Annotated in this window: 11 protein-coding genes; 4 read left to right on the top strand and 7 right to left on the bottom strand. The window is 75.5% G+C overall.

What is annotated here, in order from left to right:
- The first annotated feature begins 194 nt into the window (after positions 1–194).
- Positions 195–653, top strand: coding sequence for a SufE family protein (locus tag ACFWH7_RS12695; RefSeq protein WP_378216865.1), 459 nt, complete (start codon positions 195–197; stop codon positions 651–653).
- Positions 654–687: 34 nt separating this feature from the next.
- On the opposite strand, the gene ACFWH7_RS12700 is transcribed toward ACFWH7_RS12695, so the two are convergent.
- The 6 genes from ACFWH7_RS12700 to eda all read right to left on the bottom strand — a co-directional run bounded on the left by ACFWH7_RS12700 (position 688) and on the right by eda (position 5311).
- Positions 688–1665 (bottom strand): bile acid:sodium symporter family protein, encoded by a 978-nt coding sequence (locus ACFWH7_RS12700; RefSeq protein ID WP_378216866.1) that lies wholly within the window; start codon positions 1663–1665, stop codon positions 688–690.
- Between the two features lie 21 nt (positions 1666–1686).
- Positions 1687–2457: an SDR family NAD(P)-dependent oxidoreductase gene (locus ACFWH7_RS12705; RefSeq protein ID WP_378216867.1), complete on the bottom strand. Its 771-nt coding sequence runs from the start codon at positions 2455–2457 to the stop codon at positions 1687–1689.
- A 25-nt stretch (positions 2458–2482) separates the two neighbouring features.
- Positions 2483–2944: a TFIIB-type zinc ribbon-containing protein gene (locus ACFWH7_RS12710; protein ID WP_378216868.1), complete on the bottom strand. Its 462-nt coding sequence runs from the start codon at positions 2942–2944 to the stop codon at positions 2483–2485.
- A 99-nt stretch (positions 2945–3043) separates the two neighbouring features.
- Positions 3044–3439: a hypothetical protein gene (locus ACFWH7_RS12715; RefSeq protein ID WP_378216869.1), complete on the bottom strand. Its 396-nt coding sequence runs from the start codon at positions 3437–3439 to the stop codon at positions 3044–3046.
- 87 nt (positions 3440–3526) lie between these two features.
- Positions 3527–4648 carry a PfkB family carbohydrate kinase gene (locus tag ACFWH7_RS12720; protein WP_378216871.1) on the bottom strand — a complete coding sequence of 374 codons (1122 nt, stop codon included), beginning with the start codon at positions 4646–4648 and terminating at the stop codon, positions 3527–3529.
- Positions 4649–4651: 3 nt separating this feature from the next.
- Positions 4652–5311 carry a bifunctional 4-hydroxy-2-oxoglutarate aldolase/2-dehydro-3-deoxy-phosphogluconate aldolase gene (gene eda, locus ACFWH7_RS12725; RefSeq protein ID WP_378216872.1) on the bottom strand — a complete coding sequence of 220 codons (660 nt, stop codon included), beginning with the start codon at positions 5309–5311 and terminating at the stop codon, positions 4652–4654.
- A 70-nt stretch (positions 5312–5381) separates the two neighbouring features.
- On the opposite strand from eda, the gene ACFWH7_RS12730 reads away from it, so the two are divergent.
- A complete protein-coding gene (locus ACFWH7_RS12730) occupies positions 5382–6272 on the top strand; it encodes an IclR family transcriptional regulator (RefSeq protein WP_378216873.1) in 891 nt (296 codons plus the stop codon).
- A gap of 45 nt (positions 6273–6317) precedes the next feature.
- Entirely contained in the window at positions 6318–6701 is a 384-nt protein-coding gene (locus tag ACFWH7_RS12735; protein ID WP_378216874.1) for a universal stress protein, read from the top strand.
- 63 nt (positions 6702–6764) lie between these two features.
- Here the strand turns inward: ACFWH7_RS12735 and ACFWH7_RS12740 are convergent, their stop codons facing one another.
- Positions 6765–7643: an NAD(P)H-binding protein gene (locus ACFWH7_RS12740; RefSeq protein WP_378216875.1), complete on the bottom strand. Its 879-nt coding sequence runs from the start codon at positions 7641–7643 to the stop codon at positions 6765–6767.
- Between the two features lie 143 nt (positions 7644–7786).
- Between ACFWH7_RS12740 and ACFWH7_RS12745 the strand changes: the two genes are divergently transcribed.
- A partial coding sequence (locus tag ACFWH7_RS12745) for a winged helix-turn-helix transcriptional regulator (protein WP_378216877.1) occupies positions 7787–8301 on the top strand: 515 nt, incomplete at its 3' end.

Raw genomic sequence — 8301 nt, forward strand, 5'->3', positions numbered from 1 at the left:
GTGCGCCGCCGCCCCCTCCACCCCCACCGCCCCCCCCCCCCCCCCGGCCCCCCGCGGGGGGGGGGGCGGCGGCGGCGCCCCCCCCCCCCCCCCCCCGCGCGGGCGTCCACCGCGGGCAGACGCCGCGCGCGCCGGGCGTTCCGCACGGTGGGACCGGGTCCCGGCCGCACGCCCCCGATGCAAGGATCGACACCATGAGCTCCTCGTCCGACGCCTCGTCCCTGCCCGCGGCCCTCGCGGAGATCCGCGAGGACTTCCTCGCGCTGCCGGAGCGTGAGCGCCTCCAGCTCCTGCTCGAGTTCGCGAACGAGCTGCCCGACCTCCCGGAGCGCTACGCGAGCGCGCCCGGTCTGCTCGAGCGCATCGAGGAGTGCCAGTCGCCCGTGCGCGCGTTCGCGGAGGTCGACAACGACGGCGTCGTGCACTTCTTCGCGACCGCGCCCGCCGAGGCGCCGACGACGCGCGGGTTCGCGTCGATCCTGGCGCAGGGTCTGTCGGGCCTGACCGTGCAGGAGGTGCTCGACGTGCCGGACGACTTCCCCATGTCGATCGGCCTCACGCGGGCCGTGAGCCCGCTGCGCATCGGCGGCATGAACGGCATGCTCACGCGCGCCAAGCGCCAGGTGCGCGAGCAGGTCGCCGGCCGTTCCTGACGGCGACCCGAGGACTCGCCAGCGGCGGGGCTCGTCAGTCGCGGAGCGCGAGACGCCGCGCGAGGACCGCGCAGACGACGAGCTGGAGCTGGTGGAAGACGATCACCGGGACGGCGACGACGCCCGCGACGGCGACCGGGAACAGCACGCTCGCCATGGGCAGACCCGTGGCGAGCGACTTCTTGGACCCGCACATGAGGAGCGCGATCCGGTCCTCCGTCGACAGCCGCAGGGCCGCCCCGCCCCACCAGGTGAGCGCGAGCATCGCGGCGAGGACGAGCGCGCTCACGACGAGCAGCGCGACGATCGACCACCCGGACACGCTCGCCCACACGCCCGCCGAGGACGCGGCCGCGACGGCGCCGAACACGACGACGAGGATCGTGCCGCGGTCGACGCCGAGCGTGAGCCAGCGCCGCGCGCGGACCCAGTCGCCGACCCACGGCTGGAGGAGCTGCCCGACGACGAACGGCAGCAGGAGCTGGAGCAGCACGGTCCGGAGTCCACCGAGCCCGCCCGTGGGACCGTCGGCGCCCCCGTCCGCGACGGTCATGAGCCACAGCACGAGCAGCGGGGTGATCACCATGCCCGCGACGTTCGACACCGTGGCGCCACAGATCGCCCCGGCGACGTTGCCGCGCGCGACCGACGTGAACGCGACGGACGACTGCACCGTCGACGGGAGCAGGGACAGGTAGAGCACGCCCGCGGCGAGCGGAGCCCCGACGAGCGGCTCGATCGCCCACGCCGTGACGAGCCCGAGCACCGGGAACACGACGTACGTCGCCGCGAGGATCCCGCCCTGGAGGCGCCAGTTCCGCAGGCCCGCCCACACCTCGCGCGTCGACAGGCGCATGCCGTAGACGAGGAAGAGGAGCGTGACCGCGACGTCCGCGACGGCGTCGACCACGCGCTGCGCGTCCGGCCCCACCGGCACGACGAGCCCGAGCACGAGCACGACGAGCAGGGTCACGACGAACGGGTCGACCCACCGGCTCAGGACTGCGCGCACGGGGACCGAGCCTAGCCCGGGTCAGAAGAGGGTGTAGCCGCCGTCGACCGTGACGACCGCGCCGGTCATGAAGCTCGACGCCGCGCTCGCGAGGAACACGACCGGAGGGCCGATCTCCTCGGGCTCGGCCCAGCGCCGCATCGCGGCGGGCGCGACGCAGTCGTCGTAGTACTCGGGCTGGTCCACAGGCGACGCCTCGGTGCGCACGTACCCGGGCGCGACGGCGTTGACGCGGATGCCGTGCGGCGCCCACTCGGCGGCGAGGCCCTTGGTGAGCTGGTGCACCGCCGCCTTGGACGCGAGGTACGCGGGCTGCCAACGCGGTCGGTTGACGATCGACGCCGACATCGACCCGACGTTGACGATCGCGCCCGGCCGACCGTCGGCGACCAGGGCGCGCGCGACCGCGCGCGAGCAGTACCAGACGCCGTCGAGGTTGGTCGCGAGCGTGCGGTGCCACACGTCGTCGTCGATCTCGAGCGCCGCCCCGCCGATCGAGATCCCCGCGTTGTTGACGAGCAGGTCGACGGTCCCGAGGTCCGCGGCCGCGCGCCCGACGACGTCGTCCACCTGGGCGCGGTCCGTCACGTCGAGCGCGTACCCGCGGGCGTCGATCCCGTCCTCCCGCAGCGCGGCGGCCGCGTCCTCCGCGGCAGGCGCCGTCGTCGCCGTGAGCGCGACCCGGGCGCCGGCCTCGCCGAGCGCGCGGGCGACGGCGCGCCCGATCCCGCGGCTCCCACCGGTGAGCAGGGCCGTGCGGCCGGCGAGCGAGAACGAGTCGAGGACGGTCACGCGGGACAGTCGACCACGAGGCTCGTCAGAAGTCGAAGAGGTCCTCGAGCCACGACTCCTTCTTCTTCCGCTTGCGGTAGCGGGGGTCGTAGCCGTCGCGCCCGTCGTAGCGGCGGTCGCGGTCGTCGCGGTAGCGGTCGTCCCGGTACCGGTCGTCGCCGTACTGGTCGCCCCGGTAGCGGTCACGGTCGTCGTACCGGCGGTCGTCGCGCCGCTCGCCGTAGCCGGGCGTTCCGTAGTCCGCGGCGGGCGCCGGCGGGTACGACGTCGGCGCGGGGGCGGGCGGGGCCGCGGGGGCCGGAGCTGTGGGTGCGACAGCGGCCGGCCCTGCGGCCTCGGCGGCGATCTCGCTCTCCACCGAGCGGTCGATGATCTTGTCGAGCTCGCCGCGGTCGAGCCACACGCCGCGGCACGTCGGGCAGTAGTCGATCTCCACGCCCTTGCGCTCGGTCATGACGAGCACGGTCTGGTCGGTGGGGCACAGCATGTCTGCCTCCTCGCGAGATGGGCCGGGCGCGGTCGGCGCCCGCACGGGTACTGCGGAGTCCAACGCGGCTCCCGCACGCGCGGTTCCCGGCCGGCCGCGTCAGCCGGTGCAGCGCTCGCTCGTGAGCCGGTCGCGCAGCTCGTCGGCGCGGTGCACCTCGTCGTCGAGCGCGGCGAGCGCCTCGGCGACCCGCGGGAGGAAGTCGGCCCCGGCCCGGAACCACTCCGCCCCTTCGAGGAAGCGTTCCGCCGCGGCCTCGTCGTGCAGGGCGAGCGCGAGGTCGGCGCGGAGCACCAGGGCGCGGAACCGGACGCGCTCGGCGACGCTGCGGGTCCGCACGCCCTCCGCGGCGAACGCGCGGTCGAGGACCTGGGCGGCTCCACCGGGATCGCCCGCCGCGCGGAGGATGCGCGCATGGTCGAGAGCGCGAGCCAGGTCCGGCGGTTCCTCGGCGCCGCGGCGTGGCAGCCCGGGCACGAAGGCCCCACCAGCCACGCCGCACCTCCCGCCTCCCGCCGACAGCCCGACCACACTAACCCTGGTGGTGCGGCCCGGCACGGCGGGAGACGGGAGGCGGCCCGGTCAGCGCTGCACGCGTGCGCTGCCGCCCGAGGCGAGCTTGCGGACCTCGGCGAGCGACGCCGTCGACGTGTCGCCCGGCGTGGTCATCGCGAGCGCGCCGTGCGCGGCCCCGTACTCGACGGCCTCGTGGATCGAGCCGAGCTCCATGAGCCCGTACGCAAGGCCCGACGCGAACGAGTCGCCGCCGCCCACGCGGTCGAGGATCTCCAGCCCGGGGCGGTGGGTCGCCTCGGCGAAACCCTGCACGCGCGACCAGGCGATCGCGCCCCAGTCGTTGACGGTCGCCGACCTCACGCCGCGCAGCGTCGTCGCGATCACCTGGAAGTTCGGGTACTCCTCGGCCGCCTGCGTGATCATCGCGCGGAATGCGCCGGTGTCGAGGTCGGTGAGGTTCTCGTCGACGCCCTCCACCTCGAAGCCGAGCGAGGCGGTGAAGTCCTCCTCGTTGCCGATCATCACGTCGACGTACCGGGCGAGGCGGCGGTTGACCTCCTGCGCGCGCTCGACGCCGCCGATGCCCTTCCAGAGCGAGGGGCGGTAGTTGAGGTCGTAGGACACGATCGTGCCGTGGCGGCGTGCGGCGGCCATGGCGGCCTCCGCGACGTCCGCGGACGACTCGGACAGCGCGGCGAAGATGCCGCCGGTGTGGAACCAGCGCACGCCGCGGCCGAACACGTCGTCCCAGTCGACGTCCTCGGGCCGGAGCTGGGCGATCGCGGTGTTGCCGCGGTCGGAGACGCCGACGGCGCCGCGCACGCCGAAGCCGCGCTCGGTGAAGTTGAGCCCGTTGCGCACGGTGCGCCCGATGCCGTCGTACTCGCGCCACTGCACCCAGCGCGTGTCGAGGCCGCCGGTGAGCATGAGGTCCTCGACGAGCCGGCCGACCTCGTTGTCCGCGAGCGCGGTGACGACCGCGCCGCGCAGCCCGAAGGCGCGGCGCAGCCCGCGCGCGACGTTGTACTCGCCGCCGCCCTCCCAGGCGTCGAAGCTGCGGGCGGTCTTGATGCGGCGCTCGCCCGGGTCGAGGCGGAGCATGACCTCGCCGAGGGCGACGACGTCGTAGGCGCACTCTGCCGCGGGGCGGACGGCGAGCGGGGGCTGGTTCTGGGTCGTGTCAGGCACGCGTCAGGCTCCTTCGGCGGGGTGCGGGGCGGTCGCGGCGAGCTCGACGGCCTCGCGCGTCCGGCGGGTGATCTCGGCGGTGTCGCCCGCGCGCACGAGCGCGGCGTCGACCATCCACGAGCCGCCGGCCGCGAGCACCGACGGCAGCGCGAGGTAGTCGAGGAGGTTGGCGGCGCTCACGCCGCCGGTCGGCACGAAGCGCAGGCCGGGGAACGGCGCGGAGAACGCCTTGACCGCCGCCGGACCGCCGACGACGTTCGCCGGGAAGAGCTTCACCGCGTCGAGGCCGAGGTCGAGCGCGGCGATGACGTCCGACGGCGTCGCGACCCCGGGCAGGACCGGCACCCCGACCTCCTGCGCGCGGCGCACGACGGCGGCCGAGAGCCCGGGCGAGACGAGAAAGCGGGCTCCGGCCTCCACGGCCTCGTCGACCTGGGCCGCGTTGACGACGGTCCCCGCGCCGACGAGCACGTCCGGCACCTCGCGCGCGATCGCCTCGATCGCGGCGCGAGCACCCGCGGTGCGGAAGGTCACCTCCGCGACGGGGAGGCCGCCGTCGCGCAGCGCGCTCGCGACGAGCACGCCCTGCTCCGCGTCGTCGACGACGACGACCGGCACGACGCGGGCGCGTGCGATCGCCTCCAGGGGTCGGTGGGATGACATCCTCGCTCCGTTTCGCTATGGTGAACGCCTGTTGTTCACTACGGAACGCACTCTAGGCGAAGGAGCGACGATGGCGGAAGCCGGGACCTCGCCGTCGGGCACGCCCGGGACAGACCGGCACGCACCGGCCGACCCGCCCGGCAGCCCTCTCGGGAGCGTGGACAAGGCCCTCAGCGTGCTCGAGGCGCTCGCCGGGGCGGGCCCTGCCGGGGCCGCGCTCGGCGACCTCGCGCGCTCGCTCGGGCTGCACAAGGCCTCGCTGCACCGCACGCTCGCGGCGCTGCGCTACCGCGGCTACGCCGAGCAGGATGGCGCGACGGGCGACTACCGCCTCGGCCCGGCGGCGACCGCGCTCGCGACGGTGTACCTCGGCGAGGAGAACCTGCCCGCGCTCCTGCACCCGGTGCTCGTCGCGGTGTGCCGGGAGACCGACGAGCTCGTCCACCTCGGCGCTCTCGCCGGGACCGAGATCGTCTACCTCGACAAGGTCGAGCCCGCGCGCGCCGTCCGGGTCTGGTCGGCCGTGGGGCGGCGCCGCCCTGCGGCCACCACGGCGCTCGGGCGCGCGCTGCTCGCCCACCGGCCGCTCGACGACGGCGCGCTCGCCTGGTACGCGGCGGCCGTCCCCGACGAGCACCCCGTCTCGCCCGCCGCGCTCCGCGCGACGTGCGACGCGACGCGGGCGAGCGGCTTCGCGACGGAGACCGAGGAGAACGAGCCGGGCATCAGCTGCGTCGCCCTCCCGATCCTGCGGGGCGGACAGTCCGTGGCCGCCGTGAGCGTCACCGCTCCCGCCGAGCGGCTCGGGGCACGCCGGCGCCGCGAGATCGAGGCGGTCCTGCGCGACGTCGTCCCGCCCCTGCTGCCCCCGACGCTCGCCGTGCCGGACGCCGCGCTGGGTCGGCCCGGCGCACCCGTCGCCGCGGGCACCCGTCGACCGGCGACGGGGCGCGCCCTGTGAGAGAGTTCAACGGCAGCACGACGGAATGACGGAAGGGCCCGCGCGATGACCGTCCTCGTGGCGTACAACGACTCCCCGCAGGGCGAGACCGCGTTCCGTGCGGCGGTCGCCGAGGCGGTCCACCGCTCGACCGCCCTCGCGGTCCTCGTCCTCACCCCGCAGGACGCCGACGCGGGCGTCCCCGCGACCCTCGCGCACCTGCTCGACACGCTCCCCGCCGGGGTCGCGCGCCCAGAGATCACGTACCGGTCGGAGCACCTCGACCCGGCCGAGGCGATCATCGACGAGGCCGAGCGCACGGCGCCCGACCTCGTCGTCGTGGGGGCGCGCAAGCGCTCGCCGGTGGGCAAGTTCCTGCTCGGTAGCACGACGCAGCGCGTGCTCCTCGACTCGCCCGTCCCGGTGCTCGTCGTCAAGGCGTCCCACTGACGCCCTCCTGACGGGCGCCGCGACGTGGCCGCCCGATCACCCGGACGGCCACGTCGCGACCTCTCAATCCTGCGCGACGGCGGTGCGCAGCCCGTCGACCAGCGGGGTCGTCGGGCGGCCCAGCAGACGCGCGAGCTCCCCCGACGTCTCGGCGAGCAGCCCGTCGCGGATGTTGCCGTCCAGCGCGACGACGAACCCGGCGGTGCCCTCGTCCAGCCCCGCTCCCAGCAGGAACGCGCGGTGCTCGTCGGGGCCCACGCGTCGGTACGCGACGGGGCGCCCGAGCACCTCCGAGGCCACGGCGGCGAGGTCGTCGAACGTCCACGCGACGTCGCCGCTCAGCTCATAGACGGCCCCCGCGTGCGCGGCGGAGTCCGCCTGCGCGGCGAGCGCCACGACCGCGACGGCCTCGGCGTAGTCGGCACGGCTCGCGCTCGCGACGCGGCCGTCGCCCACGCTCGACACGAGCTCGCCGGACTCCCGGGCACCCAGCACGTCGCCGGCGTAGTTCTCGGTGTACCAGTTGTTCCGCAGGATCGTGGTCGCCAGGCCCGACGCCGCCAGGAGCTCCTCCGTGGCCTTGTGCTCGGGTGCGAGGACGAGCGCGGAGGTCGTGGCGTGCGGCGCGCTCGTGTAGACGACGCGCGCCACGCCGGCGGCGCGCGCGGCGTCGACGACGTTGCGGTGCTGCTCGACGCGCTGCCCCACCTCGGAGCCCGAGACGAGGACGAGTACGTCGACGCCCGCGAGCGCCGCCGCCAGGGTCTCGGGTCGCGCGTAGTCGGCCTCGCGGACCTGCACGCCACGGTCGGCGAGGTCGGCGACCTTCGCCGTCGTGCGCGCGGCGGCGACGACCTGGGACGTGTCGGCCCCATGCGCGAGGAGGGACTCGACGACGAGGCGGCCGAGGTGACCGCTGGCTCCGGTGACGGCGATGGACATGCGAGGGCTCCTTCGGTGCGCGAGGGCACGGCCGGGCGGCCGTGCGGTCCCAGCATGCGCTTACTTTTCGAAAGTGCCAACCTTCAGAGCGTGCGACCTTTCTCACAGTGCTGCACTCCTTGGAGGCGCCGTATCCTGGGGCGATGACGACCGACGCCCGCCCCGTGGAGGACCCCGGCCCCACCGATGCGATGGTGGCCGACGTCTTCCAGCGCGGCTGCACCTCGCGGCACGTGCTCGAGGCCGTCACCGGGCGGTGGGGCGTCCTCACGGTCGCGGGCCTGCGCGACGGCGCGGTGCGCTTCAACGCGCTGCGGCGTCGCATCGACGGGGTGAGCGAGAAGATGCTCGCCCAGACGCTGCAGTCCCTCGAGCGTGACGGCATCGTCGTGCGTGAGGTGCGTGCGACCATCCCCCCGCACGTCGAGTACTCCCTCACCGACCTCGGGCGCCGCGTCGCCGACAGCCTGACGGGCCTCCTCGACGTCCTCGAGGGCTCCGTCGCGGAGGTGACGGCGTCCCAGCGCGCGTACGACGCGCGCCGGGACGGCGGGCGGACGCCCCGCGGTGGCAGCCCCCCCCCCCGCCCCCCGGGGGGACACCTCGGGCCCCCCCGCGCCAAGCACCCACGCGCGCCCCCCCCCCCCCCCCCCCCCCC

The sequence above is a fragment of the Cellulosimicrobium cellulans genome, from assembly GCF_042723955.1.
Taxonomy (GTDB): Bacteria; Actinomycetota; Actinomycetes; order Actinomycetales; family Cellulomonadaceae; genus Cellulosimicrobium; species Cellulosimicrobium cellulans_H.